Annotated in this window: 29 protein-coding genes; 20 read left to right on the top strand and 9 right to left on the bottom strand. The window is 70.3% G+C overall.

Annotated elements, in window-relative coordinates; all coding sequences use genetic code 11:
* Both boxB and boxA read left to right on the top strand, forming a co-directional pair.
* Nucleotides 1-1344: benzoyl-CoA 2,3-epoxidase subunit BoxB (gene boxB, locus ACE3T5_RS07465; protein ID WP_374666066.1), on the top strand; the 1344-nt coding region annotated here is incomplete at its 5' end.
* A 71-nt stretch (nucleotides 1345-1415) separates the two neighbouring features.
* Nucleotides 1416-2687: a benzoyl-CoA 2,3-epoxidase subunit BoxA gene (gene boxA / locus ACE3T5_RS07460; RefSeq protein WP_374666064.1), complete on the top strand. Its 1272-nt coding sequence runs from the start codon at nucleotides 1416-1418 to the stop codon at nucleotides 2685-2687.
* A 152-nt stretch (nucleotides 2688-2839) separates the two neighbouring features.
* Here boxA and bla read toward each other — a convergent pair whose 3' ends face one another.
* Nucleotides 2840-3730, bottom strand: coding sequence for a class A beta-lactamase (gene bla, locus ACE3T5_RS07455; protein WP_374666062.1), 891 nt, complete (start codon nucleotides 3728-3730; stop codon nucleotides 2840-2842).
* A 99-nt stretch (nucleotides 3731-3829) separates the two neighbouring features.
* Here bla and ACE3T5_RS07450 point away from each other — a divergent pair, with 99 nt between their 5' ends.
* Nucleotides 3830-4702: a LysR family transcriptional regulator gene (locus ACE3T5_RS07450; RefSeq protein ID WP_374666060.1), complete on the top strand. Its 873-nt coding sequence runs from the start codon at nucleotides 3830-3832 to the stop codon at nucleotides 4700-4702.
* Nucleotides 4703-4857: 155 nt separating this feature from the next.
* On the opposite strand, the gene ACE3T5_RS07445 is transcribed toward ACE3T5_RS07450, so the two are convergent.
* The gene (locus ACE3T5_RS07445; RefSeq protein ID WP_374666058.1) at nucleotides 4858-5340 is read right to left on the bottom strand and encodes a MarR family winged helix-turn-helix transcriptional regulator; all 483 of its coding nucleotides are present in this window, start codon (nucleotides 5338-5340) and stop codon (nucleotides 4858-4860) included.
* Between the two features lie 195 nt (nucleotides 5341-5535).
* Between ACE3T5_RS07445 and ACE3T5_RS07440 the strand changes: the two genes are divergently transcribed.
* Nucleotides 5536-7251 (top strand): tannase/feruloyl esterase family alpha/beta hydrolase, encoded by a 1716-nt coding sequence (locus ACE3T5_RS07440; protein WP_374666056.1) that lies wholly within the window; start codon nucleotides 5536-5538, stop codon nucleotides 7249-7251.
* On the opposite strand, the gene ACE3T5_RS07435 is transcribed toward ACE3T5_RS07440, so the two are convergent.
* On the bottom strand, nucleotides 7238-7987 hold the full coding sequence (locus ACE3T5_RS07435) for a pseudouridine synthase (protein WP_374666054.1): 750 nt from the start codon (nucleotides 7985-7987) through the stop codon (nucleotides 7238-7240). The two genes, ACE3T5_RS07440 and ACE3T5_RS07435, sit on opposite strands and share 14 nt — an antisense overlap.
* A gap of 278 nt (nucleotides 7988-8265) precedes the next feature.
* Here ACE3T5_RS07435 and ACE3T5_RS07430 point away from each other — a divergent pair, with 278 nt between their 5' ends.
* Nucleotides 8266-8616, top strand: coding sequence for a hypothetical protein (locus ACE3T5_RS07430; RefSeq protein WP_374666052.1), 351 nt, complete (start codon nucleotides 8266-8268; stop codon nucleotides 8614-8616).
* A 75-nt stretch (nucleotides 8617-8691) separates the two neighbouring features.
* Here ACE3T5_RS07430 and ACE3T5_RS07425 read toward each other — a convergent pair whose 3' ends face one another.
* The gene (locus ACE3T5_RS07425) at nucleotides 8692-9210 is read right to left on the bottom strand and encodes a nucleoside 2-deoxyribosyltransferase (protein ID WP_374666050.1); all 519 of its coding nucleotides are present in this window, start codon (nucleotides 9208-9210) and stop codon (nucleotides 8692-8694) included.
* Nucleotides 9211-9260: 50 nt separating this feature from the next.
* Between ACE3T5_RS07425 and ACE3T5_RS07420 the strand changes: the two genes are divergently transcribed.
* The gene (locus ACE3T5_RS07420) at nucleotides 9261-9752 is read left to right on the top strand and encodes a Crp/Fnr family transcriptional regulator (RefSeq protein WP_374666049.1); all 492 of its coding nucleotides are present in this window, start codon (nucleotides 9261-9263) and stop codon (nucleotides 9750-9752) included.
* On the opposite strand, the gene ACE3T5_RS07415 is transcribed toward ACE3T5_RS07420, so the two are convergent.
* On the bottom strand, nucleotides 9746-10483 hold the full coding sequence (locus ACE3T5_RS07415) for a metallophosphoesterase (RefSeq protein ID WP_374666046.1): 738 nt from the start codon (nucleotides 10481-10483) through the stop codon (nucleotides 9746-9748). The two genes, ACE3T5_RS07420 and ACE3T5_RS07415, sit on opposite strands and share 7 nt — an antisense overlap.
* 107 nt (nucleotides 10484-10590) lie before the next feature.
* Here ACE3T5_RS07415 and ACE3T5_RS07410 point away from each other — a divergent pair, with 107 nt between their 5' ends.
* The 11 genes from ACE3T5_RS07410 (at nucleotide 10591) to ACE3T5_RS07360 (ending at nucleotide 19096) form a co-directional block, all read left to right on the top strand.
* The gene (locus ACE3T5_RS07410) at nucleotides 10591-11043 is read left to right on the top strand and encodes a DUF4440 domain-containing protein (RefSeq protein WP_374666044.1); all 453 of its coding nucleotides are present in this window, start codon (nucleotides 10591-10593) and stop codon (nucleotides 11041-11043) included.
* 146 nt (nucleotides 11044-11189) lie between these two features.
* Nucleotides 11190-11795 carry an NADPH-dependent FMN reductase gene (gene ssuE / locus ACE3T5_RS07405; RefSeq protein ID WP_374666042.1) on the top strand — a complete coding sequence of 202 codons (606 nt, stop codon included), beginning with the start codon at nucleotides 11190-11192 and terminating at the stop codon, nucleotides 11793-11795.
* Nucleotides 11796-11920: 125 nt separating this feature from the next.
* Entirely contained in the window at nucleotides 11921-12892 is a 972-nt protein-coding gene (locus tag ACE3T5_RS07400) for a sulfonate ABC transporter substrate-binding protein (RefSeq protein WP_374666040.1), read from the top strand.
* 135 nt (nucleotides 12893-13027) lie between these two features.
* Nucleotides 13028-14185: an FMNH2-dependent alkanesulfonate monooxygenase gene (ssuD, locus tag ACE3T5_RS07395; protein WP_374666038.1), complete on the top strand. Its 1158-nt coding sequence runs from the start codon at nucleotides 13028-13030 to the stop codon at nucleotides 14183-14185.
* 89 nt (nucleotides 14186-14274) lie between these two features.
* Nucleotides 14275-15072 carry an aliphatic sulfonate ABC transporter permease SsuC gene (gene ssuC / locus ACE3T5_RS07390; RefSeq protein ID WP_374666121.1) on the top strand — a complete coding sequence of 266 codons (798 nt, stop codon included), beginning with the start codon at nucleotides 14275-14277 and terminating at the stop codon, nucleotides 15070-15072.
* A 10-nt stretch (nucleotides 15073-15082) separates the two neighbouring features.
* The gene (locus ACE3T5_RS07385) at nucleotides 15083-15889 is read left to right on the top strand and encodes an ATP-binding cassette domain-containing protein (protein ID WP_374666036.1); all 807 of its coding nucleotides are present in this window, start codon (nucleotides 15083-15085) and stop codon (nucleotides 15887-15889) included.
* A gap of 35 nt (nucleotides 15890-15924) precedes the next feature.
* A complete protein-coding gene (locus ACE3T5_RS07380; protein WP_374666034.1) occupies nucleotides 15925-16140 on the top strand; it encodes a molybdopterin-binding protein in 216 nt (71 codons plus the stop codon).
* Entirely contained in the window at nucleotides 16137-17183 is a 1047-nt protein-coding gene (locus tag ACE3T5_RS07375; RefSeq protein ID WP_374666032.1) for a methionine ABC transporter ATP-binding protein, read from the top strand. Before ACE3T5_RS07380 ends, ACE3T5_RS07375 begins: the two co-directional genes overlap by 4 nt.
* Nucleotides 17176-17841, top strand: a complete 666-nt coding sequence (locus tag ACE3T5_RS07370; RefSeq protein ID WP_374666030.1) for a methionine ABC transporter permease — start codon at nucleotides 17176-17178, stop codon at nucleotides 17839-17841. Before ACE3T5_RS07375 ends, ACE3T5_RS07370 begins: the two co-directional genes overlap by 8 nt.
* A gap of 41 nt (nucleotides 17842-17882) precedes the next feature.
* Entirely contained in the window at nucleotides 17883-18677 is a 795-nt protein-coding gene (locus ACE3T5_RS07365; RefSeq protein WP_374666028.1) for a MetQ/NlpA family ABC transporter substrate-binding protein, read from the top strand.
* Nucleotides 18678-18700: 23 nt separating this feature from the next.
* Nucleotides 18701-19096 carry a thioredoxin family protein gene (locus ACE3T5_RS07360; protein WP_374666026.1) on the top strand — a complete coding sequence of 132 codons (396 nt, stop codon included), beginning with the start codon at nucleotides 18701-18703 and terminating at the stop codon, nucleotides 19094-19096.
* Here the strand turns inward: ACE3T5_RS07360 and cysK are convergent.
* A complete protein-coding gene (gene cysK, locus ACE3T5_RS07355; protein ID WP_374666024.1) occupies nucleotides 19093-20076 on the bottom strand; it encodes a cysteine synthase A in 984 nt (327 codons plus the stop codon). The two genes, ACE3T5_RS07360 and cysK, sit on opposite strands and share 4 nt — an antisense overlap.
* A gap of 187 nt (nucleotides 20077-20263) precedes the next feature.
* Here cysK and ACE3T5_RS07350 point away from each other — a divergent pair, with 187 nt between their 5' ends.
* Nucleotides 20264-20821 carry an RBBP9/YdeN family alpha/beta hydrolase gene (locus ACE3T5_RS07350; protein ID WP_374666022.1) on the top strand — a complete coding sequence of 186 codons (558 nt, stop codon included), beginning with the start codon at nucleotides 20264-20266 and terminating at the stop codon, nucleotides 20819-20821.
* Nucleotides 20822-20860: 39 nt separating this feature from the next.
* On the opposite strand, the gene ACE3T5_RS07345 is transcribed toward ACE3T5_RS07350, so the two are convergent.
* Nucleotides 20861-21352 (bottom strand): hypothetical protein, encoded by a 492-nt coding sequence (locus tag ACE3T5_RS07345; protein ID WP_374666020.1) that lies wholly within the window; start codon nucleotides 21350-21352, stop codon nucleotides 20861-20863.
* A 181-nt stretch (nucleotides 21353-21533) separates the two neighbouring features.
* Here ACE3T5_RS07345 and ACE3T5_RS07340 point away from each other — a divergent pair, with 181 nt between their 5' ends.
* Nucleotides 21534-22625, top strand: a complete 1092-nt coding sequence (locus ACE3T5_RS07340) for a hypothetical protein (RefSeq protein WP_374666018.1) — start codon at nucleotides 21534-21536, stop codon at nucleotides 22623-22625.
* A gap of 19 nt (nucleotides 22626-22644) precedes the next feature.
* Here the strand turns inward: ACE3T5_RS07340 and ACE3T5_RS07335 are convergent, their stop codons facing one another.
* A complete protein-coding gene (locus tag ACE3T5_RS07335; RefSeq protein WP_374666016.1) occupies nucleotides 22645-23619 on the bottom strand; it encodes a Tim44 domain-containing protein in 975 nt (324 codons plus the stop codon).
* A gap of 46 nt (nucleotides 23620-23665) precedes the next feature.
* The gene (locus tag ACE3T5_RS07330; RefSeq protein WP_374666014.1) at nucleotides 23666-24652 is read right to left on the bottom strand and encodes a TerC family protein; all 987 of its coding nucleotides are present in this window, start codon (nucleotides 24650-24652) and stop codon (nucleotides 23666-23668) included.
* Nucleotides 24653-24774: 122 nt separating this feature from the next.
* Between ACE3T5_RS07330 and ACE3T5_RS07325 the strand changes: the two genes are divergently transcribed.
* The coding region (locus tag ACE3T5_RS07325) for a LysR family transcriptional regulator (RefSeq protein ID WP_374666012.1) at nucleotides 24775-25064 on the top strand (290 nt) is incomplete at its 3' end.

The following is a 25064-nucleotide window of genomic DNA, read 5'->3' as shown; positions in this document are numbered from 1 at the left end:
TGGCAGCCCAACTACCTGAGCTGGTGGCAGGACATGGGGCCGGACGGCAGCCAGAACTTCGACGTCTACCTGCGCACCGCCGTCAGCGTGGATCCGCAGGGCTGGGCGCAGTTCGGCCACGTGAAGATGCCTGACTACCGCTGGGGCATCTTCCTGAATCCGGCCGAGAAGGACCGCAAGATCCACTTCGGCGACCACCTGGGCGAGGCCGCCTGGCAAGACGTGCCCGGCGAGTACCGTGCCAACCTGCGCCGCATCATCGTGACCCAGGGCGACACCGAGCCGGCCAGCGTGGAGCAGCAGCGCCACCTGGGCCTGACCTGCCCCAGCCAGTACGACCTGCGCAACCTGTTCCAGGTGAACGTGGAAGAGGGCCGCCACCTGTGGGCCATGGTCTACCTGCTGCACAAGTACTTCGGCCGCGATGGCCGCGAGGAGGGGGAGGCCCTGCTGGAGCGCCGCAGCGGCAACCAGGACAACCCGCGCATCCTGCAGGCGTTCAATGAGCAGACGCCCGACTGGCTGTCGTTCTTCATGTTCACGTACTTCACGGACCGTGACGGCAAGTTCCAGCTGTGCGCACTGGCCGAGAGCAGCTTCGACCCGCTGGCGCGCACCACGAAGTTCATGCTGACCGAGGAAGCGCACCACATGTTCGTGGGCGAGTCGGGCATCAGCCGGGTGATCCAGCGCACCTGCCAGGTGATGAACGAGCTGAAGACCGATGACCCGGCCAAGCTGCGCGCCGCCGGCGTGATCGACCTGCCGACCATCCAGCGCTACCTGAACTTCCACTTCTCGGTGACCATCGACCTGTTCGGTGCCGACGAGTCCAGCAACGCCGCCACCTTCTACAGCACCGGCCTGAAGGGCCGCTACGAGGAAGGCAAGCGCACCGACGACCATCAGCTCAAGGGCGCCACGTATCGCGTGCTGGGCGTGAAGGACGGCCAGCTGGTGGAGCGCGAGGTGCCGATGCTCAACGCGCTGAACGAGGTGCTGCGCGACGACTACATCAAGGACAGCATCGGCGGCATCGAGCGCTGGAACAAGGTGATCGAGAAGGCGGGCATCCCGTTCCGCCTGAAGGCGCCGCACAAGGCCTTCCACCGCAACATCGGCACGCTGGCCGGCGTGAAGGTGTCGCCCGAGGGTCAGGTGGTGAGCGAGGCCGAATGGAAGGCCCGCCAGGACGAATGGCTGCCCAGCGCCACGGACCGCGCCTTCGTCGCCAGCCTGATGGGCCGCGTGACGGAGCCGGGCCAGTTCGCCAACTGGATCGCCCCGCCGGCCATGGGCATCAACCGCCAGCCGGTGAACTTCGAGTACGTGCGCTTTGCCTGATCAGGCATCATTGGCGCGAGCCGCATGAGAAGGGGGCCGCGAGGCCCCCTTTGCACACCAGGAGACCCATGATGGACATGGCCGCTACCGTCATCCAGCAGCACCTGATCGACCCCGAGATCTGCATCCGCTGCAACACCTGCGAGGCGACCTGCCCCGTGGGCGCCATCACGCACGACTCGCGCAACTACGTGGTCGACGCGGAGAAGTGCAACCTGTGCATGGCCTGCGTGCCGCCTTGCCCGACCGGCAGCATCGACAACTGGCGAACCATGCCGCGCGTGCGCGCCTACAGCGTGGCGGACCAGCTGACGTGGGATTCGCTGCCCGCGGAGCTGAGCGCCGAGCAACTGGCCGAGGCGGGCGTGTCCCCGGCCGAGGCGGTGCCGGCCGAGCCGCCGGCGCTGGCGGCGCCCGCGCCGGATGCCGATGTCTTCCGCAGCGCCGACTGGGGCGCCACGCTGCCGCCGTGGTCGGCCGCACATGCCTACACCAACCTCTATGGCCCCAAGGCGGCCGAGAAGCACATCGTGGCCACCGTGGTGGGCAACGTGCGCGTCACCGAGGTCGGCAAGGAGTACGACACGCACCACGTCATGCTCGACTTCGGGCCCATGCCCTTTCCGCTGCTGGAGGGGCAGAGCATCGGCATCATCCCGCCCGGGGTGGACGAGCAGGGCCGCGCGCATCATCCGCGCCAGTACAGCATCGCCAGCCCGCGCAACGGCGAGCGCCCGGGCTACAACAACTGCTCGCTCACCATCAAGCGCGTGCTGGAGGACCACCAGGGCCGCCCGGTGCGCGGCGTGGCCAGCAACTACATGTGCGACCTGAAGGTGGGCGACAAGGTGCAGGTGATCGGGCCCTTCGGCACCAGCTTCCTCATGCCCAACCATCCGCGCAGCCACATCGTGATGATCTGCACCGGCACCGGCAGCGCACCGATGCGCGCGATGACGGAGTGGCGGCGCCGTCTGCGCGCCAGCGGCAAGTTCGAGGGCGGCAAGCTCATGCTGTTCTTCGGCGCGCGCACGCAGGAAGAGCTGCCGTACTTCGGCCCGCTGCAGAACCTGCCCAGGGACTTCATCGACATCCACTTCGCGTTCAGCCGCACGGCCGGCCAGCCCAAGCGCTATGTGCAGGACCTGATGCGCGAGCGTGCGGCCGACCTGGCGCCGCTGCTGGCCGACCCCAACGCGTTCTTCTACGTGTGCGGCCTGAAGGCGATGGAAGAGGGCGTGGTGCTGGCCCTGCGCGACATCGCCACCAACGCCGGCATGGATTGGGAGACGGTGGGCGCGGACCTGCGGCGCATGGGGCGGCTGCATCTGGAGACGTATTGAGGTTGCGGGCGGCCGCGGTGTGCCGCTCCGCGGGGGTCGCTGGGGTTGCGCTTCGCTCCACCCGCAGCCTACGGGGGCAGGGCGCACGCCATCGCGGCATTCGTAGGCTGGCGATGGAGCGCAGCGAAATCCCAGCGTTTCCCCGCCGCCCCTCACCCCTGCTGCCGCGCGTAGTGCCCCACCCGCGCGATCACCGCGTTGCGTTTCGCCATCGGTGCGGTGCACTCCGTGAGGTAAGCCGCCACGACGATGGGCGGCCGGCCAGGTGGCCAGTAGACGCCTGCGTCGTTGGTGGAGCCGCGCTCGCCAGTCCCTGTCTTGCTGCCCAGCCGCCACCCCGGCGGCAGCCCGGCGCGCAACCGATGGGTGTTGGTGCGCACCGCCTCCAGCCAGGCCACGAGCTGCGCGCGCCCGGCCGCTGAAAGGGCGTCGCCCAGCACGACGCGCTGGAGTGCTGCCGCCATGCCGCGCGGCGTGGTGGTGTCGCGCGGGTCGCCGGGCAGCGATTCGTTCATCTCCGGCTCCATGCGGTCCAGCCGGGTGGACTCATCACCCACGGACCGTGCGAAGGCGGTCAGCGCGGCAGGTCCGCCGAAGCTGGTGAGCAGCAGGTTGGCGGCGGGGTTGTCGCTCTCGAGCACGGCCGCGGCGCACAGCTCGGCGACAGAGAGGCCCTCGGGCCGACCGGCATGCAGGCTGGTCACTGGCGCGTGCGGCACCAGCGCCTCAGTGCCGAAGCGGATGCGCCGGTCCAGCTGCTCCAGGCCCTGGTCCACGCGCCGCAGCACCGCGGCCGCCGCGAGCCACTTGAAGGTGCTGCACAAGGGGAAGCGCTCGTCGAGCCGATGGCCCTGCAGGGCGCCGGTGGCCGTGTCCAGGATGGCCACGCCCAGGCGGCCGCCCACGTCGGCCTCCAGTGCGGCACACAAGGCGGCCAGGGAAGCGCCCGTTGCCGGTCGGATTGGCGTGGCCGCGCCGGCACACGACACGAGTGGTCCGGCCACGAACGCGGTGAGCATCCGGTGGAAGTGTCTTCTTTGCATGGTGCAGATTTCGTGGTGGATGAGGTCGCGAACGATAGAGGCGCGGTTTCCGTCGCACCAGCGATCTCTTTGCAGCCGAAACCCCAGAAAATCTGAGGGATGCATCTGCCGCTGAATGCCCTGCGCGCCTTCGAGGCCGCAGCCCGCCACCTGAGCCTGACCCGCGCCGCCGACGAGCTGAACGTCACGCAGACGGCCGTGAGCGCCCAGGTCCGCAACCTGGAGCAGCGCCTGGGCGTGCGGCTGTTCCATCGCCTGCCGCGCGGGCTGGCGCTCACCGACGAGGGGCAGGCCCTGCTGCCGCGCGTGGCTGACGGCTTCGAGCGGCTCGCGGGCGCGCTGGACCAGTTTCGCGGGGGTCGATTGCGCGAACCGCTGAATCTGGGCGTGGTGGGCACCTTCGCCGTGGGCTGGCTGCTGCCGCGGCTGCCACGCTTCGAGCGGGCGCACCCCGAGGTGGACTTGCGCCTCGCCACCCACAACAACCGGGTCGATCTCGCGGGCGAGGGACTCGACGCAGCCATCCGATTCGGCGGCGGCGCTTGGCACGGCACGCGCGCGGTGCGCGTGCTGGAGGCGCCGCTGGCACCCGTGTGCGCGCCGGCGCTCGCGCGGCGCCTGCGCACGCGCGCCGACGTGGCCGCGCAGGTGCTGCTGCGCTCCTATCGCGCCGACGAGTGGCCGCGCTGGTTTGCTGCGGCGGGCGTGCCGGCGCCTTCACCCTTGCGGGGGCCGGTGTTCGACACCTCGCTCGCGATGGCGCAGGCTGCGCTGCAAGGCATGGGCGTGGCCTTGCTGCCGGTGCGCCTTTTCGAGTCGGACCTGCGGGCCGAGCGGCTGGTGCAGCCCTTCGCGACCTCGGTCTCGCTGGGCGCCTACTGGCTCACGTCGCTGCAGTCACGCCCGCCGTCGCCGGCGCTGGTTGCGTTCGGGGACTGGTTGCAGGCCGAGGTGGCGGGCGAGCGCGGCTGAGCTGGGGTTCCCTTCGGTCACCACCAGCCTACGGAAACCGAAGCCCGCCTTCGTAGGCTGGCGATGGAGCGAGGCGAAATCCCAGCGATCCCCGGGGGCCGAAGCATCTGCCCTTCGTAGGCTGGCGATGGAGCGCAGCGCAATCCCAGCGATCCTCAGCGCGCCGGCCGCGCCGAGGCGACCTTGTGCAGCAGCTCCAGCAGCATCGCGCGCTCCCCCGCGGTCAGCGGCAGCAAGGCCTGCTCGCGCGCCACGATGCGCTGCGTGGCCTTGCGCACCAGCTCGGCGCCCTTGCGGGTGGTGTGCAGCACGTGGCTGCGGCGGTCTTCATCGCTGGTTGCGCGCTCCACCAGGCCCTTGCCTTCCAGCCGGTCCACCATGGCGGTGATGTTGGGGGCCGTCACCGCCAGCGCGCGCGCCAGCCGCGCGAGCGAGCCGCCCGGGTTCTCGGCGATGAGCGTGAGCACGGTGTACTCCACCGCCCGCAGGCCGAAGGGCTCACCCACTTCGGTGCGGTAGATCGCGTCCGTCACGATCTGCGCCTGGGCGATCTGGTAGCCCAGCACGCCGGTGAGGCCGGCCTCCTCGAGCCGGCCGGCAGGGGTGAGCTCCGCAGGGCTGGTTTTGCGCGTGGCCATGCAGCGATTCTGCCCGAGCGAGCGCGCCGCGCGGCCGGCGCCCGACCACGGCGATGGCGGATTCGTTCACTCTGTAAATGAATCGACGAGCGAATTTGTAGGGGAAAGTCCCAGGATGAATGAACAAGATCGTTCATTAACTTAACGGTTTCCGGCAACATGCTTCCACCCCTGGACGAACGAGGAGAACCCACCATGCCCTTCCCCCACCTGGCTCGCCAGCGCGCGCCATGGCTCGTTGCGCTCGTCGGCGCCGCCGCCCTGGCCGCCTGTGGCGGTGGCGACGACGGCCCGCCCCAGCTCGCGCCCGCCACCGCGCAGAAGATGACCGTCTCCTGCGCCGACCTGGCCGGCAAGATCGGCACGCTGGCCAACACCGCCATCAGCGCCACCACCAGCGTGCCCACCGGTTCGCTCACCGTGGCGGGCGTGCCGGTGCCGGAGCACTGTCTCGTCAAGGGCAGCATGCACACCCGCACCAGCCCGGTGGACGGCAACACCTACGCGATCCAGTTCGAGATGCGCATGCCGCTGGACTGGAACGGCCGCTTCCTGCACCAGGGCAATGGCGGCATCGACGGCAGCGTGGTCACCGCGCTGGGCAACAGCGCCACCGGCGGCGGGCCGCTGACCAGCGCGTTGTCCAAGGGGTTTGCCGTGCTCAGCTCCGACGCGGGCCACACCGCCGCAGTGGGGCCGAACTTCGGCGCCGATCCGCAGGCCCGTCTCGACTACGGCTACCAGGCCGTGGGCAAGCTCACGCCCATGGCCAAGACGGTCATCCAGGCCGCGTACGGCAAGGGGCCGGACCGGTCCTACTTCGCCGGCTGCTCCAACGGCGGGCGCCATGCCATGGTCGCGGCCACCCGCTACCCGACCGACTACGACGGCGTGCTGGTCGGTGCGCCGGGCTACAACCTGCCCAAGGCGGCGCTGGCCAACATCGCCGGCGGTCAGCTCTACGCGAGTGTGGCCACTTCGCCCACCGACATCTCCACCGGCTTCACCACGGCCGAGCGCCGCACGGTGGCCAGCGCCGTGCTCGCCAAGTGCGACGCGCTCGACGGCGCGACCGACGGCCTGGTGCAGGATGTGGCGGCCTGCCGCGGCGCCTTCGACCTGCAGCGCGACGTGCCCACCTGCAGCGGCGCGCGTGACGGCACCTGCCTGAGCGCCGCGCAGAAGACGGCCATCGGCAAGATCTTCAGCGGCCCGACGCTCTCCAACGGCAGCCGGATCTACTCGTCGTTCCCGTATGACGCCGGCATCTCGGGGGCGGGCATTCCCTTCTGGGAGTTCACCGCGCCGCTGGCGCTGGATTCCGGCGCGGTCGGCATCATCTTCAAGGTGCCGCCCGAGCCCACCGCCGGCTTCAACGGCCCGGCCTTCACCCTCGCCGCGAACCTGGACACGCTGGCCGCGCAGATCTCGGCGACCAACACGCTCTACACCGAGTCGGCCATGAGCTTCATGACGCCGCCGAACCCGACGAACATGAGCGCGCTGAAGGACCGCGGCGGCAAGATCCTCGTCTATCACGGCGTGAGCGACCCGATTTTCTCGGTGGACGACACCGAGGCCTGGTACAAGGGGCTGCAGGCGGCCAACGGCGGTGATGCGTCGAACTTCGCGCGCTTCTTCCGCGTGCCGGGCATGGGCCACTGCTCGGGCGGGCCGGCCACCGACCAGTTCGATGCCATCACGGCCATCGTCGACTGGGTGGAGAAGGGCCAGGCGCCCGCCAGCCTCACGGCATCGGCGCGTGGCGCCGGCAACGCAGGCGGCGTCAACGCCGACGTGCCCGCGACGTGGTCAGCCACCCGCACGCGGCCGTTGTGCCCGTATCCGCAGGTGGCCCGCTACAACGGCACGGGCGACATCGAGTCGGCGGCCAGCTTCAGCTGCAAGTAGGGATCGGCTCGGGGACGCCTTCGGTCTGAAGCCGTCCCCACTCCGCCCCGCATGGCGCTTCGATCCGCACCGCGCCCCCATCGGCGCGCGGCAGCTGCATCGCCTGGGCGTGCAACCACAACCGCTGCACGCCCAGCCATTGCGCCACCGCGCGGTTGTGCACGCCCTTGCCATGGGTGGCGTCACCGATGAGCGGATGCGCGATGTGCTTGAAGTGCCGGCGGATCTGGTGCCGCCGACCGGTGAGCGGCTCCACGGCCACCAGCGCATAGCGACTTGTCGCGTGCCGCCCATCCACGGCGAACGGCCACTCGAAGCAGGCCAGCCGCTCGAACAGGGTCACGGCCTCGCGCATCGGCTGGCCGGCCGAGGGCCGCTCCGGGTCGCGCGCCAGGGGGTGATCGATGCGGCCGTGTGCCGGCGGCCAGCCGCGCACCAGCGCGACATAGCGCTTGCGCACCCGGCCCTCGCGGAACGCCGCGCCCCAGTGAGCCGCCGCCTGCGCGCTCGTCGCGAACAGCAGCACGCCGCTGGTGCCCTTGTCCAGGCGGTGCAGCGGCCACAGCGAGCGGCCCAGCTGGGCCTGCAGCAGATCCAGCGCGTTGAGGGCCTCGTGCGCGTCCAGCGTGCTCGCGTGCACCAGCAGCCCCGCGGGCTTGTCGATGGCGACCAGGTCCCCGTCATCGTGCAGGACCTGCAGGGTGGGGGGCGCGGTCAGGACGGCCGAGTCGGACATGTGCGAATTGTCGGCCCGTGCAATCCGCACGGCGCACGTGCCGTCGGCGACAGCCGGTTGCGCCGGCTGGCGCGGCGGCACCTGGGCAGGGCTCGGCCTGGGTTAGCCTAGGGCCATCGACAGGAAACCGAATGACCCGCTCCACGTTGACCGCATGGGCTGCGCTCGCCCTGGCGTGTGCCCTACTGGCCGGGCCTGCTGACGGGCAGGCCCAGACCGCGGTGGCGGCTGATCCGGCGCCGGCTGCGTCGGCGCCGGCCGCCGCCGGATCGGCGCCCGTGTCCAAGCCGCCCCCGGATGACGCCACCTTGGCCCGTTCACTGGCGCACTGCTCGGCGGCCTTTCACGTGATCGCCAATGCGCCGAGAGAACTGGGCCTGCTGAACCTGCGCGATGACGCGCGCGCGCTCACGCGCCTGAGCATGCTGGGCACCCACGCGCTGATGGGCCAGGAGGGCCTGGCGGCGGTGAAGCAGGAGCAGGGCGCCCTGTACTCCAAGCTCACGCTGACCCAGCCCGCCAACCAGGAGCGCATCCTCATGGGCGAGTTCAGCATCTGCCGACAGATGCTGGACCTGAACCGCGATTACCTGACGCAGCGGATCAAGCAGGCGGAACGCAAGCCTTGAGCGGTGAGTGAGTCGACGCCGCTGTTCTTCGTGGGCTGGGGTTCCGCTGCGCGCCACCCCAGGCTACGGGGGCGTTCAGTAGCCCACGCGAACACGCAGCCGCTGCAAGGCCGCCTCTGCATCCCCCACCACCACCGCGCACGGCACGGCCAGCATCAGGTTCAGCGGCAGGCCGAAATCCTCCACGGACCAGCCATCCGCATCGACGTCGGGTGAGGGGCCCGCCAGGGCCGGATGCAGCGTGCGCAGGCGGTCGGCGAGCGTGCCTCCCGCCGCCACGTAGCCCACCACCGGCTTGCCGCGCGCCACGGCGTAGCCCACCTCGAAGCAGGTGCCGCTGTCCGGCTCCGCACCGCGAAAGCCGTTCAGGTTGGCCAGCACGGCATCGCAGGCATCGATGTGCGCGATGTTGGCCTCGTAGATGCGCCGGGCCACGGCCTGCGGCGTGGGCAGGTCACCGGGCAGCGATTCGTCCAGGGGAAACACGCCCTCGAAGCCGTGCGCCGCGCACAGCGTGCGCAGGTGCCGGCCCCAGGCGGCGGCGTCGGGGCGGAACACGTCCGGCCCGGCCAGGTAGATGCGGGGAAGGGTCACCCGCCGATTGTGCTTGCATGCACCGGCATGGAAGTTGCACCATGACGGACATGCCTGACGCGTCCCACCTCGCCCTGGCCGACTGCCCCACGCGCGCACTCGCCACCGGCGAGGCGCTGCTGGAAGAGGGCGTGCCCACTGCGTCGCTGTTCGTGCTGGAGCGCGGCGCGGTGGAGGTGGTGCGCGGTGGCGTGCGGGTGGTCCGCATCGACGAGCCGGGCGCCTTTCTCGGCGAGATCGCCGCCTTGCTGGACATGCCGCCCACGGCCAGCGTGGTGGCCCTGGAACCCACCGTGGTGCGCGTGATCGCCAATGCGGTGCATCGCGTGCAGACGGATCCGGCATTGACCGTGGCCATCGCGCGCCTGCTCGCGCGCCGGCTGCACGCGGTGACGGCCTACCTGGTGGATCTGCGCCGGCAATACGCGGACACGGATTCGCATCTGGCGCTGATGGACCAGGTGCTGGCGCAGATCATCACGATGCAGGGGCGGCCCTCGGCAGCGGCCGGCTCCGAGCGCGAGGACGTGCCGCCCTACTGAGCACCCTCCACTGCAAGGGCGCGCACTTCCTCGCCCGCCAGCGAGATCCAGCGCGCCTCGCCCGCATCCAGATCGATCTCCACCCGCGCGGGCACGTCGCCGATCTGGTGGCCGGCATTGAACAGCCAGGTGCGCCCGATGCGGTCCACCCACGATCCTCCATTGCGGAAGGGTGCCTCGTGGATGTGTCCGCACAGCACGACGTCGGGCGCATGCCGCTCGATGAGCGCAGCCAGGGCTGCGTCCGCGAAGTGCCGCTTGCCGTTCCAGCTGAGCGCGCATTGCGGCGGCGCGTGATGGATCCACACCCAGCGCATGCCAGGCGACCGGTGCGCGGAGGCGGCGAGCAACTGCGACTCCACCTCGGCGCGCGAGGCCGGGCCGTCCCACCAGGGGCACACGGTGAACAACGTGTCGCCCACCTGCACGGTGTCGCCATCCACGGCCACGCCCTGCGCGGCCAGGCGGCGCACCCAGGCGGCCGCCATCTCGCCGTGTGCATTGCGCGCATCCAGATCGTGGTTGCCCGAGCACACGATCACGCGCGTGCCCTGGCTCATGGCGCCCAGCGTGGCAGCCAGGGCCGCCACCTGCACCTCCACCGGCACGCCGAGGAAGCTGTCCACATGGTCGCCGGCCACTACCACGACGTCGAAATCCGGCGCCGCGCGCGCCAGCCAGTCGAACTGACGCAGCCGGTAGTGCAGATCGGAGGCCAGCAGGATGCGCATGGGGGTCAGCGTAGCGAGCGGCGTGCCAGCGGTCCATGGGGCTTGCGCGTGCGAAGATGACGGGGCTGCCTGCCCGCGCCGCCCCTTGCCGGATGACCTGAATCGCCATGCCCACCCGCCGCTCCACCCTCCTGCTCGCATCGACCCTGCTTCCGGCCGCTGGCTGCTCCGGCATGCGCCCTCGGGCGCAGGGCGTGGAGGTGGCCCAGCAGGTGCGTGAGGCCGAGACCGCGTTCGCGGCCACCATGGCCGCGCGGGACCTGCAGGCCTTCGGCCGGCACATCGCGGATGACGCGGTGTTCATCAACGGCGGCCAGCCGCTGCGCGGCAAGCCCGCCATCCTGGCGTACTGGGAGCGCTTCTTCACCGGGCCTGTGGCGCCGTTCTCATGGCGGCCGGAGATCGTGGAGATCGCCGCCGGCGGCACCCTTGGCTACACGGAAGGGCCGGTCACCTCCGCGGCCGGTCGGTCCGCGGCGCGGTTCTACTCGACGTGGCAGCGCCAGGCGGATGGCAGCTGGCGGGTGATGTTCGACAACGGCTACAAGGTGTGCGGGTAGCCGCGCCCTCCAAGGGCCGGCATCTGGCACTGCCATGAGCTCATGACCCAAACAGGGGGTCATGAAGATGGAAGAACTCGGTCGTTCCAGTTGGAAGCGATGGCGCGCATCATCCCGTCATCCCTGAAGACACATCGACTGAGCCCATGAGCCTTCTTCTCATTGCTGGCAGCCCCTCGGAGCGGTCCCGCTCCGGCGCCCTGCTGGAATCCGTCGGGGCGCGGCTGCGCCATCACCTGGGCCAGCAGGCCGCCATCGAGCAGATCGCGGTGCGCGACCTCTCGCCGCACGCGTTGCTGCTGGCCGAGGCGGCACATCCGAATGTGGCGCAGGCACTCGTGCAGGTGCGCCGTGCACGTGTGGTGATCATCGCCACGCCCGTGTACAAGGCCGCCTACAGCGGCTTGCTCAAGGTCTTCCTGGATCTGCTGCCGCAGGATGGGTTGAAGGGCAAGACGGTTCTGCCCCTGGCCACGGGCGGCAGCGCCCATCACATGCTGGCGCTGGACTATGCGCTGCGGCCGGTGCTGCAGGCGCTGGGCGCCTCGCAGGTGCTCCCAGGCATCTATGCCTCCGATGCCCAGGTGGTGCTGCACCCTGGCGGCGGACACGCGCTCCAGCCCGAAGTGGCGCAACGCATCGACGAGGCCGTCCTGGGCTTGATCGATCCGCCGTCGCCGCCCCTGCGCCATCTGCGTCCTCTGACCGACGCGCCCATCGGTCACGCCGAGCCTTGGCGATGTAGGGCCTGAGGCCCCGAGCGCCCGCGCGCACGGGCGCACCGCAAGACCCCCGTCGATCCGCACAGGCGGCCTTCACGCAGGCCGCCGGGGTGGCCTCGTGCCGCCCGCCCTGTCACCCATCCAGGAATGAACCCATGAAGAACAAGCCCTATCCCATCACCCGCCGCCTGCTGATCCAGGCCGGCGCCGCCTCGGCCAGCCTCGCGGCGGCCACCGCCTTGCTGGCCCAGCCCGTCCGCCCGCAGCGGGTGCTGCGCGTCGGCCACCAGAAGGGGTGGCTGTCGATCCTCAAGGCGCGCGGCACGCTGGAGCAGAAGCTCACGCCGCTGGGCGTGGGCGTGACCTGGACGGAGTTCAATGCCGGCCCCGTGCAGCTGGAGGCGCTCAACGTGGGCGCCATCGACTTCGGCGACGTGGGCGAGGCGCCGCCCATCTTTGCCCAGGCCGCCGGCGCACCGCTGGTCTACGCGGGCGCCACGGTGCCGCGCCCCAAGCTGGAGGCGGTGATCGTGCCCAAGGGCTCACCGATCCGCACCGTGGCCGACCTCAAGGGCAAGCGCGTTGGCTACAACAAGGGCTCCAACGTGCAGTACTTCCTGATGAAGCTGCTGGAGAAGCACGGCCTGAAGTACGGCGACGTGCAGTCGGTCTTCCTGCCGCCGCCGGACGCCCGCGCGGCCTTCGAGCGCGGCGCCATCGACGCCTGGATCATCTGGGACCCCTTCCTCGCCGCGGCGCAGAAGACGCTCGACGCGCAACTGCTGGCCGATGCCACCGGCATCGTCAACAACCGCGGGTACTACTTCACCTCGCGCGACTTCGCCACGAAGAACCCCGACGTGCTGAAGCTCGCCATCGCCGAGGTCAACGCCATCGACACCTGGGCGGCCAAGAACAAGCCGGCCGCCGCGGCGGAGTTGTCCAGCGTGCTCGGCCTCAGCCGGGAGATCACGGAGCTGTACCTGTCGCGCGCCACCTTCGGCACCGCCGTGGTCACGCGCGAGATCCTGGCCGAGCAGCAGCAGATCGCCGACACCTTCTTCGAGCTCAAGCTGATCCCGCGCAAGCTGAACCTGCTGCACGCGGCGCCGGTGGACCTGGGGTGATCGACGTGCGGCCCGCACTGACCTCACTGAACCCGCGCGCGCTGCGCCTGCTGTTCACCACGGCCGCGGCCTGGGGGCTGCGGCGTGGCATCGGCCTGCGCTTCGCGCGTTGAGCAAACCCTTCCCGAGACGACCATGACCGCTCCCGACATCCTCTGGTTCCTACCCATCCACGGCGATGGCCACTACCTGGGCACCCAGTACCGCTCCCGCGCGGTGGACCACGCCTATCTGAAGCAGATCGCACAGGCCGCAGACGAGCTGGGCTACGGCGGCGTGCTCATCCCCACGGGACGCTCCTGCGAAGACCCGTGGGTGGTGGCCGCCAGCCTGATCCCGGTGACCCAGCGCCTGAAATTCCTGGTGGCGCTGCGCCCCACCACGGTGTCGCCCACCGTGGCGGCGCGCCAGGCGGCGACGTTCGACCGCCTGAGCGCGGGCCGGTTGCTGATCAATGTCGTGGTCGGTGGTGATGCAGGCGACCTGGCGGCCGATGGCACCTTTCTCGCGCACGATGAGCGGTACGAGCACGCGCGCGAGTTCCTGGACATCTGGCAGCGCCTGCTCGCCGGGGAAGAGGTCAGCCATGACGGCAAGCATCTGAAGGTGCAAGGCGCCCGGCAGCTCTTCCCGGCCGTGCAGAAGCCCCACCCACCCATCTACTTCGGCGGTTCGTCGGACGCCGCGCACGACCTGGCAGCCGAGCAGGTGGAGCTGTACCTCACCTGGGGCGAACCGCCGGCGGAGGTGGAGAAGAAGTTCGCCGATGTGCGGCGCCGGGCCAAGGCGCGCGGGCGCAAGGTGCGTTTCGGCGTGCGCCTGCACGTGATTGCCCGCGAGACGAACGAGCAGGCCTGGGCCGCGGCGGACGATCTCATCCGCTACCTGGACGACGAGACCATCGCCCGTGCCCAGGCGGCGTTCTCGAAGATGGATTCGGAAGGCCAGCGACGCATGCAGGCCCTGCACGGTGGCAACCGTGCCCGGCTGGAGATCAGTCCCAACCTGTGGGCAGGCGTGGGCCTGGCGCGCGGCGGTGCCGGCACCGCGCTGGTGGGCGATGGCGAGACGATCGCGCGGCGGCTGAAGGAGTACCAGGACCTGGGCGCCGACACCTTCGTGCTCTCGGGCTATCCGCACCTGGAAGAGGCCTACCGCTTCGCCGAACTGGTGTTTCCGCATGTGGGCGTGCTGCCCGCGCGTGCCACGGCGGGGCCCCACCTCGTCAGCCCGTTCGGCGAGGTCGTCGGCAACCACATCGTGCCGGCGCCGCTGCGCGCCGCGCAGAGTTGAACAGGAGCGGCCTCATGCCCCACACGCAGACACGCGAGCTGCAGCCCGGCCTGGCCACCACGGTGCAGCCCGAGGCCCCGCTGGACCTGATGGTCTCGAATCTCTTCACCATCCCCAGCGAGTGGCTGGACGCCATCTGGCGCCGGCTGCTCCCCTGGCTGGTGCCACTGGCGCTGCTGGCGGCCTGGCAATCCGCATCCGCCTTCGGCTGGCTCTCCACGCGGGTGCTGCCGGCGCCGCTGGACGTGGCGCGCGCGGCCTGGACGCTGGCCGCTTCGGGCGAGCTGTGGGCGCACGTGAAGGTGAGCGCAGGCCGGGCGCTGCTGGGCCTCGCCATCGGCGGCGGCCTGGGCCTGCTGCTGGGTCTGGCTTCGGGTTCGCTGCGCTGGGTGGAGACCCTGCTGGACTCCACCATCCAGATGATCCGCAACATCCCGGCGCTGGCGCTGATTCCGCTGGTGATCCTGTGGTTCGGGATCGACGAGACGGCCAAGCTGTTCCTGATCTCGGTCTCCGTCTTCTTCCCGATCTACCTGAACACGTTCCACGGCATCCGCAATGTGGATCCCGGGCTGATCGAGATGGCGCGGACCTACGGCCTGTCGGGCTGGCAGCTCTATCGCCAGGTCATCCTGCCTGGGGCGCTGTCGTCCATCCTCGTGGGCCTGCGCTTCTCGCTCGGTCTCATGTGGGTGATCCTGATCGTGGCGGAGACGATCTCGGCCCAGGCTGGCATCGGCTACCTGACGATGAACGCCCGCGAGTTCCTGCAGACCGATGTCGTGCTGGTGGGCATCCTGCTGTACGCGGCGCTCGGCAAGCTGGCCGATCTCTTCGCCAAGGGTCTGGAGCGCTTCTGGCTGCGCTGGCACCCGGGCTACCAGTGAGGGATGAACCATGACGAGTGAAACACGTGAAGACCGAGGCGTGCGGTTGGTGATCAACGGTGTCACCAAGCGCTATGGCGCGCGCGAGGTGCTGCGCGACACGCGGCTCGTGATCGAGCCCGGTGAGTTCGTGGCCATCGTCGGGCGCAGCGGCTGCGGCAAGAGCACGCTGCTGCGCCTGGTGGCCGGGCTGGAGGCGTCGAGCGGCGGCCACATCGACGCCGATGGGGCGCCGGTCTCCGGCCTGTCGGAGAGCACCCGCATCATGTTCCAGGACGCGCGCCTGCTGCCCTGGAAGCGCGTGATCGACAACGTGGCGCTGGGCCTGCCGAAGCAGCGGCGCGCCGCCGCGCAGGAGGTGCTCAGCCGCGTGGGCCTGGGCGAGCGGGCGAGCGAGTGGCCGGCGCGCCTGTCGGGCGGGCAGAAGCAGCGCGTGTCGCTGGCCCGTGCCCTGGTGCACGAGCCGCGCCTGCTGCTGCTGGACGAGCCGCTGGGCGCGCTGGACGCGCTCACCCGCATCGAGATGCAGCAACTGATCGAGGGGCTGTGGCGCGCCAGCGGCTTCACTGCGTTGCTGGTCACGCATGACGTGCACGAGGCGGTGGCGCTGGCCGACCGCGTGGTGCTGATCGAGGACGGCCGCGTCGCGCTGGACGAGCGGGTGACGCTGCCACGGCCCCGCGTCACGGGCGACCCCGCCTTCGCCGCGCTGGAGAAGCGCATCCTGGATCGGGTCTTGCGCAAGCCCGACGCGGGGCCTGCCGAGGCCGATCTCTGGCCTGGCCAGGTGGCGAACGCGCTGCGCTGGGCCGTCTGAGCCCTGTCTCTTCCCTTCTCTCAAGGACATCGACCATGACCATCCAAGCCATCAACGTGCGCAACCAGTTCAAGGGCCGCGTGCGCGAGATCATCCGCGGCGACGTCGTCTCCGAAGTGGACGTCGAGACGCCCTGGGGCGTCGTCACCTCCGTGATCACCACGCGCTCGGTGGACGAGCTCGCGTTGCAGGTCGGCTCCGAGGTGGTCGCGCTGGTGAAGTCCACCGAAGTCTCCATCGCCAAGCTGTGATCCGGCTCGAAGGCATCGTCCAGACCTACCACGGCGCCCAGGGGCCGGTGCAGGCGCTGCGCGGCGTGGATCTCCACGTGCCGCGTGGGCAGGTCTTCGGCGTGATCGGGCGCAGCGGCGCGGGCAAGAGCTCGCTCGTGCGCACCATCAACCTGCTGAACCGGCCCACGAGCGGACGCGTGGTGGTGGATGGGCGCGAACTGGGCGCGCTCTCGGGGGCCGAACTGCGCGCCGCGCGGCGCGAGATCGGCATGATCTTCCAGCACTTCAACTTGCTCGATTCGCGCACCGTGTTCGGCAACGTCGCGCTGCCGCTGGAGCTGGCGGGCGTGCCACGATCGCAGATCCGCGCCCGTGTCGATGCGTTGCTGGATCTGGTGGGGCTGTCGGCGCTGCGGGATCGCCATCCGGCGCAGATCAGCGGCGGCCAGAAGCAGCGTGTGGGCATCGCGCGGGCGCTGGCGAACCAGCCCAAGGTGCTGCTGTCCGACGAAGCCACATCGGCGCTCGATCCGGAGACCACGCGGTCCATTCTCGGCCTGCTGCGGCAGATCAACCGCGAGTTCGGCCTCACCATCGTGCTCATCACGCACCAGATGCAGGTGATCAAGCAGGTGGCCGAACAGGTGGCCGTGATCGAAGCCGGCCGCATCGTGGAGCAGGGCGCGGTGATCGACGTGTTCACCCGGCCGGAGCATGCGACCACCCGCAGCCTGATCGACGAGATCCTGCCCCAGACGCTGCCGGAGGGCGTGCTCGAGCGCATCCGAACCTTCATGGCGGCCCACCCCGCGGACCCGGGCCGGCTGCTGCGCCTGGCGTACGCCGGCGATGGCGGCGACCAGCCCCTGCTGTCCGACGTGGTGCGGCGCTTCGGGGTGGACCTGAACATCGTGCATGGCCAGGTGGACGAGATTCAGGGCCGGCCCTTCGGCTCGCTGGCGGTGCATGCGCGGGGCGCCGGCCCCGCCATCGCCGACGCGGTGGACCATCTGCGCGGCGCCGGCGTGTGGGTGCGGGAGGAGGCCTTCGCGCATGCTTGAAACCTTCACACCGCAACTGCTGGCGCTGTTCGGCACCTCGCTCGTTGAAACCCTCACGATGGTCGGTCTCTCGGGGCTGGTGGGCGCGCTGCTGGGCATTCCGCTGGGTGTCTTCCTGCATCTCACCGCCCCTGGCGGGGTGCTGGCGAACGGCGCGCTCAACAAGGGGGTCGGGGTGGTGGTGAACGCGGTCCGGTCCACGCCTTTCATCATCCTGCTGGTCGCCATCATCCCGTTCACCCGGTTCGTCACGGGCACCTCCATCGGCACTGCCGCGGCCGTGGTGCCGCTCACGGTGGCCGCGGCCCCCTTCATCGCGCGCCTGGTGGAGGCGTCGCTGCGCGAAGTGGACCCCGGCCGCATCGAGGCCGCGCAGGCCATGGGCGCCTCGGTGCCGCAGATCGTCTTCAAGGTCCTCCTGCCCGAAGCCCTGCCGGGCATCGTGGGCGGACTCACCATCACGCTCGTCAGCCTGACTGGCTACTCCGCGATGGCCGGCGCCATCGGCGGCGGGGGCCTCGGCGACCTCGGCATCCGCTACGGCTACCAGCGCTTCCTGCCCGAGGTGATGCTGGCCGTCGTGCTCATCCTCATCGTCTTCGTGCAGGCGGTGCAGACCGCCGGCGACCACCTGGTGCGGCGCCTGGCGCACCGCTGACCCTCTCCCTCTCTGTCACACACCCTCCAAGGAGCCTTTTCATGAAAAGACGTCTCGCTGCCCGCCTGTCGGTAGGCTTGTTCGCCACCCTTACCCTCAGTGCCGCCCTCGCGCAGGACAAGCCGCTGAAGATCGGCGTCACGGCCGGGCCCCACGCCCAGATCTTCGAGCAGGTCAAGAAGCTTGCGGAGAAGGATGGCCTGAAGATCCAGATCGTCGAGTTCAGCGACTACGTGCAGCCCAACGCCGCGCTCGCCTCCGGCGATCTCGACGGCAACAGCTACCAGCACAAGCCGTATCTCGATCAGCAGGTCAGGGACCGCGGCTACAAGTTCGCGTCCGTGGGCTACACCGTCAACTTCCCGATCGGCATCTACTCGAAGAAGGTCAAGAGCCTGAACGACCTGAAGGAAGGTGCGCGGGTGGGCATTCCGAACGACCCCACCAATGGCGGTCGGGTGCTGCTGGTGTTCCAGGACCGCGGGCTGATCAAGCTCAAGCCCGACGCGGGCCTGAAGGCCACGCCGCTGGACGTGGTGGACAACCCGAAGAAGCTCAAGTTCGTGGAGGTGGACGCGGCGCAGCTGCCGCGCACGCTCGACGATCTGGACGCGTCGGCCATCAACACCAACTACGCCATCTCCGCCGGCCTGCATCCGGGCAAGGACGCCATCGCGCAGGAAAGCGCCAAGAGCCCCTACGTCAACCTGATCGCGGTGCGCGAGCAGGACAAGGACAAGCCCTGGGTCGGCAAGCTGGTGAAGGCCTACCAGTCGGAGGAGGTCCGCAAGTTCATCCTCTCCGAGTTCAAGGGCGCGGTGGTGCCCGGGTTCTGAGCCATCGCAGGTTCGGGCACCGCATGAGCACCCCGCTTCAACTGGCCTGCCTGTGTGCCGCATGGTGCCGCACTTGTGATGCCTACGCGGCCACGCTGCGTGGCGTAGTCGAGGACCTCGCGGCCGAAGGCATGCGCCTTCACGTGACGTGGATCGATATCGAGGATGAGGCGGACCTCGTGGGGGACTTCGACGTGGAGACCTTTCCGACGCTCGTTGTCATCGATGGGGCCGATGTGCGCTTCGCGGGAGCCGTCACCCCGGAGCCGGCCACCTTGTCGCGGCTGCTGAGGGCGCTCGCAGCCGATGCGGCCGCCGGTGTGCCGGCGCGAGCAGTGCCGGCCGAGGCGGCCGCTTTCGCCCATCGCCTTGGGCAGCGCACGGCGCGGGCGGGCGTGGGGCGCGTCGTCGGCGGCTAGGACGCCGCCACTGGCTGACCGGCGGCGTCGAACATGCCCTCGAACAAGACCGAGCTGAGATACCGCTCGCCCGAGTCGGGCAGGATCACCACGATGGTCTTGCCCGCGTGCTCGGGCTTCTTCGCCCAGCGCACGGCTGCCGCGGTGGCCGCGCCGCAGGAGATGCCCGCGAGGATGCCTTCCTCCCGCGCGAGGCGGCGCGCGAAGTCCACGGCCTCCTCGTTGCTCACCTGTTCGATGGCGTCCACCAGCGAGAGATCGAGCACGTCGGGCACGAAGCCGGCGCCGATCCCCTGGATCTTGTGCGGGGCGGGCTTGACCTCCTCGCCGTTGCGTGTCTGCGTCAGCACCGGGCTTGTGGTGGGTTCCACGGCCACCGAGAGGATCGGCTTGCCCCGCGTGTTCTTGATGTAGCGCGAAACGCCAGTGATCGTGCCGCCCGTGCCGACGCCGGAGACGAGGATGTCGATGGCACCCTCGGTGTCTTCCCAGATCTCGGGGCCGGTGGTGCTCTCGTGGATGGCCGGATTGGCCGGATTCTTGAACTGCTGCAGCAGCACGTACTTCGGGTCGCCGGCGGCGATCTCCTCGGCCTTGGCGATCGCGCCCTTCATGCCCTTGGCGCCTTCGCTCAGCACCAGCTTCGCGCCGTAGGCCAGCAGCAGCTTGCGCCGCTCGATGCTCATGGTCTCGGGCATGGTCAGCGTGATCGGGATGCCGCGGGCCGCAGCCACGAAAGCCAGCGCGATGCCTGTGTTGCCGCTCGTGGGCTCCACGATCTCCTTGCCGGGTCCGAGCAGGCCGCGCTTCTCGGCGTCCCACACCAGGGCGGCGCCGATGCGGCACTTGACCGAGTAGGCCGGGTTGCGCCCCTCGATCTTGGCGAGCACCGTGGCCGGCGCGCCGTCGGTCACGCGGTTGAGTCGCACGAGCGGCGTGCGTCCGATGGACTGGGAGTTGTCGCTGAAAGCGCGGGGCATGGCAAACCTGGAAGGGATTCGGATGCCCTGAAGTCTCGCAGCCGTTGGCCCCGCCGCCAACCAACCATTTGTTGGATCCTCACGCCTCCAGGTTCTGAGCGGCCCCGGGGCCGCTTATGCCACGACCTCATGAACACACAACAAATGCGTCGTTCGTGCCGCCGCCGCCCCGCCGGAGAATGCCTGCATGTCCGACGCCACGCCTGCCTTCACACCCGTCATCGTGCCCGGCTGGCGCAATTCAGGCCCCGGGCACTGGCAGACCCTTTGGGCGGAGTCACTTCCGGGGGCCATCCGGGTCGAGCAGGCGGATTGGGACTGGCCCAAGCGTGAGGCCTGGGTGGCGCGCCTGGGCGAAGTGGTACGCGCCGCAACGAAGCCCGTCGTCCTGGCTGCCCACAGCCTCGGCTGCATCGCTGTCGCGCATCTGCCGCGCGACGTGCTGGCCGAAGTGGCGGGCGCGCTGCTGGTCGCCCCTGCGGATCCGGAGCGGCGCGGCCCGCTGGCCGACTTCTCGCCGGTGCCGCATGGGCGCCTGCCCTTCCACAGCATCGTGGTGGCCAGCGACAACGATCCCTATTGTCCGGTGCGGCTGGCGGGTGCCTACGCGCGCGGATGGGGCAGCGACTTCGTGCGCGTGCCCGGTGCGGGGCACATCAACGTGGCGTCCGGGCATGGTCACTGGCCCCTGGGCCTGGCGCTCCTGCAGTCGCTGGCGCCCGCGCTGGAAACGGCGGCGGACTGAACGGTCTGCGCTCTGACGGGTGCCGCGCGGACGACGCCCTCAGTTCGTCTTGCCCGCCGCGCGCTCCTTCAGGATCGCTTCCTTGTCCTCGGGCATGAAGGCGATGGTGCCGCAGGAGCCGTTGTAGGCCACCAGGTCCTTGTTCAGCGCTTCGAGTTCGCCGCGCACGCTGGCGGCCGCGGCCTGGGCGGCCTGCACGCGGGTGTTGTGCGCCTTCACCTTGCGGTTGAAGCGCTCCTTCTTGTTGTGCTCGTCCTCGCGGATGGACTTGAACTCCTCGTCGAGCTGCTGCGCCTCGGCACGCACGGCGGCGTTCTCGTCCAGCACGGCCTTGTTGCGGGCCAGGCCTTCCTTGCGGCGGGCGTCGAGCCGGGCCTCGGTGTCCATGCAGGCGCGCAGCTCGTCGCGGGTGGCCACGCGCGGGGCCGGCTTGTCGGTTGCGGGCGCGGCGGTCTGGGCCTGGGCAGCGACGCTGCAGAGGGCCAGCAGGCCGGCGAGCAGGAGGGGGCGGTGTGAGGCGGATGGCTTCATGGCGATGGGCCGGTCGCGTGGGCGGGTGGCTCGCGCGCCGGCGGCAAGGTTGGAAACCCGGCACTGTAACCCGGCGGCTGGCCGGCCTGGATCCGGGCTTTACCTGCGCTTGACGTGCCGGATGGCCGCGCGACACATGCGCTCGGGAGCATGGTCGCCTGTCCCACTTTAGGAAGACCCCATGCAGTTGCGCCCCGTGCGCCCGCTCGCGCTCCTGGCGGCTGCTGCCGTGCTTGCGCTCGGCCTGCCCGTACTCGCCCAGCCTGCCATCGGCCAACCCGCGGTCAGCGGCGCCGAGACGGCGCCCTCTGGCGATGCGGCTGCGCCGGTCGTCCGCCAGCCCTGGTGGTCCGCGTTCGAGGACACGCGGCTCGATGCCCTGATGGTGCCCCTGCAGTCACCCGCCGCGGGCGACCCGGCGGCTGTGCTGCAGGCCCAGGCAGACACGGTGCGCGCCTACGCGTTGCTGCGCGTGGCGGGCGTGCGGCTGCACAACGCGCGCCAGCGGCAGCAGGTGGCCGAGCAGCGCCAGCTCGCGCTGCAGACCGCCGAGGAGGCATCGGCCACGACCCGGCGCGCCGCGGCCCGCGGGCTGCGTGAGGCGCGTCAGCAGGTGGAGCGGCTGCAGGCCGAGCAGCTGGCGCGCGTGGCGGAGGTGGCCACACGGCTGCGCAGCCGGCATCCCGCCGAGATCCTGGGGCCCCTGCTGCGCGGCGCCAGCGAGGACACGCAGGTCCTGCTGCCGCGCTTCCATCTGATGGACGAACTGCCCGGCGTGGTGCTGCGCCGTCGGCCCGATGTGGCGCGGGTGGAGGCGTCGCTGGCCCCGGTCGGGCGCGGGCTGGGCGCCGACGCACTCGACCTGGCGCGCTACCTGCAGGCCATGAGCCTGCCGATCCGCGCCAGTGAACAGCCGCCGCGCATGCTGCGGCTGGCGTGGCCGGGAGTCGGCTCGGTGATGGAGCAGGCGCGGCAGGAGGTGGCGTTCCACCTGTGGCAGCTGGGCGCGGCCACGGTCGCCACCCGCGAGCAGCACGCGCACGTGGCGCGGCTGGCGCAGCTGTGGCAGCACCTGCGCGATCAGCAGCAGGCCGGTCGCGTGGGCGAGCTGCAGGTGCTGGATGCGATGGATGAAGCGCTGCAGGCCGAAGACCAGCTCGCCGCTTCCGCGGGCGAGCTGGTCCGGGCTTGGGTGGCGCTGCAGCTCAGCGTGGGCGGCGCGGGCCGCACCGAGCTGGAGAGCCTGCTGGAGCAGGACGCCCCGGCGCGCTGAACGCCGGGGCCGGGTGGCTTCAGGCCACCTGTTCGATGCCGGCGATCACCCAGCCTTCGTTGCCGGTGCGCGTCTTGGTGAGGTGCCACACCTCGTCCAGCGCGTCGGGCTCCACGCCCGGCTCGCTGCGCACACTGCCGGTGAAGCGCACGCTCACGATGTAGCGGTCGGCCTCCTCCGTCACGTCCAGCACCGCGGCTTCGAGGCCGAAGACCTCGGTGGTCTGCGGCGCATCACCGCGATCGGCCAGATCCTGGGTGACCTGGGCGAACATCTCGGGCGTGAGGAAGTCGCGCAGGCGCTTCAGGTCGCGCGCGTCGTTGGCGGCCTGCAGCGCCATGAACTGGTTCTTGGCGTTGCGGGCGAAGCCGGCGGCGTCGAAATCCGCCGGAATGCGCGATTGCGTCGGCAGCGCGGCAGCGCCGCCCAAGCCCGAGCCGATGCGCGAGCCGATCAGCGAACCGCGCTGCAGGGGCTGCGCGGCGTTCTGCGGCTGCGCCGGGGCGCCCCAGCCGCCGGCCTGCGCACCCGGTGCGCCACCCGCGCCGGCCAGGGCCGGCTGCGCGCCCGCGCCACCGGCGCGCTTGCGCATCACGAAGCCGATGACGGCGATCACCGCCACCACCAGCAGCGCGATCATCAGGAAGTTGGCGAAGGCCTCGCCGAAGCCGAGGTAGCTGGCGAGCGCGGCCAGACCCAGGCCGGCGGCCAGTCCGGCCAGCGGGCCCATCCAGCTGCGCTTCTGCGCGGCCGCCGCGGCCGCCGGCGCCGCCGCCGCCGCAGGGGCACCCGCGGTGGCCGGCGCAGCCTGCTGGGCGGGCGCTGCGTTGGGCGAGGCCGGCGTGCCGGGCGGCGTCTTGGCCTGCTCGGTCACGTTCTGGCGCTGCATGCCGCTCGACTTGCCGCCGCCCAGGCGCTTGGCGGCCTCGGCGTCCAGGGCCACCAGGCCCAGGCTCAGGGTGATGGCCATCGCGGCCAGGGTGCTCTTCATCATGCGTAGTCCTCCTTCAGGAACGGCGTGGAAAGAATACTCGGTGTGGTCAGTGGCGGGCGGATTCGTCCGCCGTGCGGCGGGCGCCGGAGCCGCCCGAGGTGCGCACGCTGACCAGCATGGTGACCGCCAGGATGGAGACCACCACCCCCAGCGACACGGCCGCCGGGATCTTGAACACGTCGATCAGGCACATCTTGGTGCCGATGAACACCAGGATGACGGCCAGGCCGTAGTTGAGCAGGTGGAACTTGCTCGCCACCGCGGCCAGCAGGAAGTACATGGCACGCAGGCCCAGGATGGCGAACACGTTGCTCGTGAGCACGATGAACGGGTCGCTGGTGATCGCGAAGATGGCGGGGATGGAGTCCACCGCGAAGATCACGTCGGTCAGCGCCACCAGGCAGATCACCATGAACAGCGGCGTGGCGATGCGCTTGCCGTTCTCCACGGTGAAGAACTTCTCGCCGTCGAAGCCCTTGCTGACTGGCATCACGCGGCGCAGCAGCTTCAGCGCGGGGTTGCCTTCCAGGTCAGGCTCCTGGCCGGCGGCCCACCACATCTTCAGGCCGGTGAGGATGAGGAAGGCGCCGAAGACGTACAGGATCCAGTGGAACTGCTGCAGCAGCCAGCCGCCCACCAGGATCATCACCGTGCGCAGCACGATGGCGCCCACGATGCCGATCATCAGCACGCGCTTCTGGTACGCGGGCGGCACGGCGAAGTAGGTGAAGATGAGCAGGAAGACGAAGATGTTGTCCACCGCCAGCGACTTCTCGATCAGGTAGCCGGTCAGGAACTCCAGCGACTTCTCGTTCGCCACGTTGGTGGAGCCGGTGGTGTCCTTCACCGCCCACCACAGCAGGCCGTTGAACAGGAACGACAGCGCGACCCAGATCAGGGACCAGTTCAGGGCCTCCTTCACGCCGATCTCGTGCGCGCCCTGCTTGCGCAGCACGACGAAATCGACGAACAGCGAGACGAGCACAATGGCCACGAAGGTGGCCCAGAGCCAGGCGGGTGCGACGGTTTCCATGGTGTATTTGATGTCGGCGGTGGGGGATGCCGGAGTGTGGGCCCCGGGGAACTCCTGAAAAAGAAGAGGATCTGAGAAAATCACTCAGGCAAAACCGGAATAACCCCCTCGACCGCACGCCCATGGCCACTGAATTCAGCTATCGCCACCTGTACTACTTCTGGGTGGTCGCCAAGGAGGGCGGCATGTCCCGCGCGGCGGACCGCCTGGGCATGGCGGTGCAGACCGTCAGCGCCCAGGTGCGCGAACTGGAGAAGTCGCTGGGCTGCGCCCTGCTCAAGCCCGCCGGCCGCGGCCTGGCGCTGACGGAGGCGGGCGAGGCCGCCATGCGCCAGGCCGACCAGATCTTCCAGCTGGGGGAGCAGCTGCCGGCCACGGTGCGTGCCGCCGCCAGCGGGCCGGTGGTGCGGCT

The sequence above is a fragment of the Ramlibacter sp. genome (assembly GCF_041916345.1).
GTDB lineage: Bacteria > Pseudomonadota > Gammaproteobacteria > Burkholderiales > Burkholderiaceae_C > Ramlibacter.
The sequence above is the reverse complement of the archived record's forward strand: the minus strand, read 5'-3'. Positions and strand labels throughout refer to the sequence as shown.

Coding starts and splice junctions, on each gene's coding strand:
- boxA (WP_374666064.1), top strand. CDS start 1,416: ATGGACATGGCCGCTACCGTCATCCAGCAGCACCTGATCGACCCCGAG.
- bla (WP_374666062.1), bottom strand. CDS start 3,730: ATGCAAAGAAGACACTTCCACCGGATGCTCACCGCGTTCGTGGCCGGA.
- ACE3T5_RS07450 (WP_374666060.1), top strand. CDS start 3,830: ATGCATCTGCCGCTGAATGCCCTGCGCGCCTTCGAGGCCGCAGCCCGC.
- ACE3T5_RS07445 (WP_374666058.1), bottom strand. CDS start 5,340: ATGGCCACGCGCAAAACCAGCCCTGCGGAGCTCACCCCTGCCGGCCGG.
- ACE3T5_RS07440 (WP_374666056.1), top strand. CDS start 5,536: ATGCCCTTCCCCCACCTGGCTCGCCAGCGCGCGCCATGGCTCGTTGCG.
- ACE3T5_RS07435 (WP_374666054.1), bottom strand. CDS start 7,987: ATGTCCGACTCGGCCGTCCTGACCGCGCCCCCCACCCTGCAGGTCCTG.
- ACE3T5_RS07420 (WP_374666049.1), top strand. CDS start 9,261: ATGCCTGACGCGTCCCACCTCGCCCTGGCCGACTGCCCCACGCGCGCA.
- ACE3T5_RS07415 (WP_374666046.1), bottom strand. CDS start 10,483: ATGCGCATCCTGCTGGCCTCCGATCTGCACTACCGGCTGCGTCAGTTC.
- ACE3T5_RS07410 (WP_374666044.1), top strand. CDS start 10,591: ATGCCCACCCGCCGCTCCACCCTCCTGCTCGCATCGACCCTGCTTCCG.
- ssuE (WP_374666042.1), top strand. CDS start 11,190: ATGAGCCTTCTTCTCATTGCTGGCAGCCCCTCGGAGCGGTCCCGCTCC.
- ACE3T5_RS07400 (WP_374666040.1), top strand. CDS start 11,921: ATGAAGAACAAGCCCTATCCCATCACCCGCCGCCTGCTGATCCAGGCC.
- ssuD (WP_374666038.1), top strand. CDS start 13,028: ATGACCGCTCCCGACATCCTCTGGTTCCTACCCATCCACGGCGATGGC.
- ssuC (WP_374666121.1), top strand. CDS start 14,275: ATGGTCTCGAATCTCTTCACCATCCCCAGCGAGTGGCTGGACGCCATC.
- ACE3T5_RS07385 (WP_374666036.1), top strand. CDS start 15,083: ATGACGAGTGAAACACGTGAAGACCGAGGCGTGCGGTTGGTGATCAAC.
- ACE3T5_RS07380 (WP_374666034.1), top strand. CDS start 15,925: ATGACCATCCAAGCCATCAACGTGCGCAACCAGTTCAAGGGCCGCGTG.
- ACE3T5_RS07370 (WP_374666030.1), top strand. CDS start 17,176: ATGCTTGAAACCTTCACACCGCAACTGCTGGCGCTGTTCGGCACCTCG.
- ACE3T5_RS07365 (WP_374666028.1), top strand. CDS start 17,883: ATGAAAAGACGTCTCGCTGCCCGCCTGTCGGTAGGCTTGTTCGCCACC.
- ACE3T5_RS07360 (WP_374666026.1), top strand. CDS start 18,701: ATGAGCACCCCGCTTCAACTGGCCTGCCTGTGTGCCGCATGGTGCCGC.
- cysK (WP_374666024.1), bottom strand. CDS start 20,076: ATGCCCCGCGCTTTCAGCGACAACTCCCAGTCCATCGGACGCACGCCG.
- ACE3T5_RS07350 (WP_374666022.1), top strand. CDS start 20,264: ATGTCCGACGCCACGCCTGCCTTCACACCCGTCATCGTGCCCGGCTGG.
- ACE3T5_RS07345 (WP_374666020.1), bottom strand. CDS start 21,352: ATGAAGCCATCCGCCTCACACCGCCCCCTCCTGCTCGCCGGCCTGCTG.
- ACE3T5_RS07340 (WP_374666018.1), top strand. CDS start 21,534: ATGCAGTTGCGCCCCGTGCGCCCGCTCGCGCTCCTGGCGGCTGCTGCC.
- ACE3T5_RS07335 (WP_374666016.1), bottom strand. CDS start 23,619: ATGATGAAGAGCACCCTGGCCGCGATGGCCATCACCCTGAGCCTGGGC.
- ACE3T5_RS07330 (WP_374666014.1), bottom strand. CDS start 24,652: ATGGAAACCGTCGCACCCGCCTGGCTCTGGGCCACCTTCGTGGCCATT.